This window comes from Nocardia amamiensis NBRC 102102, from assembly GCF_001612745.1.
Taxonomy (GTDB): domain Bacteria; phylum Actinomycetota; class Actinomycetes; order Mycobacteriales; family Mycobacteriaceae; genus Nocardia; species Nocardia amamiensis.
On sequence record NZ_BDBA01000431.1, the window covers coordinates 1 to 1,532 of the forward strand.

Annotated in this window: 1 protein-coding gene; it reads right to left on the minus strand. The window is 65.5% G+C overall.

Annotation, left to right across the window (positions count from 1 at the left end):
- Positions 1-263 precede the first annotated feature (263 nt).
- Positions 264-1,472 carry an IS4 family transposase gene (locus tag NA4_RS38220; protein WP_067481123.1) on the minus strand — a complete coding sequence of 403 codons (1,209 nt, stop codon included), beginning with the start codon at positions 1,470-1,472 and terminating at the stop codon, positions 264-266.
- Positions 1,473-1,532 lie beyond the last annotated feature (60 nt).

The window sequence follows — 1,532 nt, forward strand, 5'->3', positions numbered from 1 at the left end:
CAATACCAGTGACTTAAGGATGGTCGGATTTCGGCGTTGTGTGGGCTGCCTGGGTGGTTGATGCGGTGCGCCAGTGCGGGGCGATGGTGACGGCGTCGATTGGATTGGATTGTCGCGGAACAGGTTTGCGGTGTTGATCGCGTTTGGCCTTGAAGCCGGACATCTTGCGTTTGACAACGCGGGGGTTGGTGCGTCCGCGTCGGGGTGGCAGCAGGTGGCGGGCGATCTCGCGCAGGCCCTCGGCCAGTGCTGTAGCGAGGCAGTCAGGGGGAAAAACCCGCCTGCGCGGTCACCTGCCGGCGCGCGAGGCGGATGCTGCGGGTGAACGATAACCGGTCGGCGTCGATAGCCGCGGCGTCGGCGGTTTCGTGCATCAAGGTGCGGATGGCGTAGTGCACCAGCAGGTGCCCCCAGACCTCCTGCTCGACCCCTTCGGGTGATCGCGATCGCAGCACCTGCGCCGGTCCGCGTTGATGGGTCTTCAACTCATCGAGTGCAGTCTCGATCTCCCAGCGCTCGTGATACAGCGCGGCCAGCTCGGTCGCCGGTGCCGCGGCGGGATCCAGGATCGTTGTGATCAACCGGTAGGGCGTCTGCTGAGCGGGGAACCCTGGTCCTTCGAGGGTGTACTCGATCACTCGCACTCTGGTCGGGTCGGCGCGTTTGCGGTGATCTTTCGCCTCCACGATCTCCGACAGATACGAGCCATCGGGCAATTCCTCGACCACCGGCAGGATGAGATGGGATCGGATGCACCACAACAGATCCGCACCACCTGCACACGCCGCACGCCACAGTTGCACACCTGTGAAACCTCGGTCGGCCAGCAGCAGATCACCACGACCCAGATGTTCGAACAGCCCACGGGCCAGCACCGGTTCAGCGGTGGTGAACGGCCCCAGCGCCGCTGCGGTGATCGCATGAGTACCGCACTCGGCCAGCGCCACCATCCGCACCTGCGGATACGCGCACCGCTCGGTGCGATGTGTCTTCGGCCGCCCGAAATGCTGCGCGTTCTCGGCACTGTCGGGGACATCGAAGGTTGTGCCGTCCACGGCGACCAGCCGCCAGCCCCGATACCAGCCACCAGGGGTCGATTCGGTCGCCAGCGGCCGGGCGACCTCGGCGAACAACGCCTTCAACGGCATCGGCCCCAGCTTCACCCGTGCTCGCGAAATCGCCGCCGTGGTCGGCACCTGCCACGCACCCGACCAGCGCTTGGCCCACACCAGACCCTGCGTGAGCAGCCGAGCGACCTCCTCGTAGCCCTGACCGGAGAACAGACACATCGCCAGCACGAAATACACCACCACCCGCGGCGGCAGCAACCGCCTCCGCTGCCCCACCCTGCCACAATCGGCCACCACACGATCCACCAACTCCGGCGGAAAGGTCTTTGTCAGCAGCCCGACCGCGATGCGGTCGGACAACCGCTCCTCGGTCTCCGTCTTGACCTGCCCAGGCCTCGGCATCCACACACCTCCGGCCGCAGACCCTACCAGCAATGAAGTCTTAAGTCACTGGTATTGAGG

Excerpts from the sequence above, each read along its gene's own strand:
- NA4_RS38220 (WP_067481123.1), bottom strand. The coding sequence starts at position 1,472 with ATGCCGAGGCCTGGGCAGGTCAAGACGGAGACCGAGGAGCGGTTGTCC.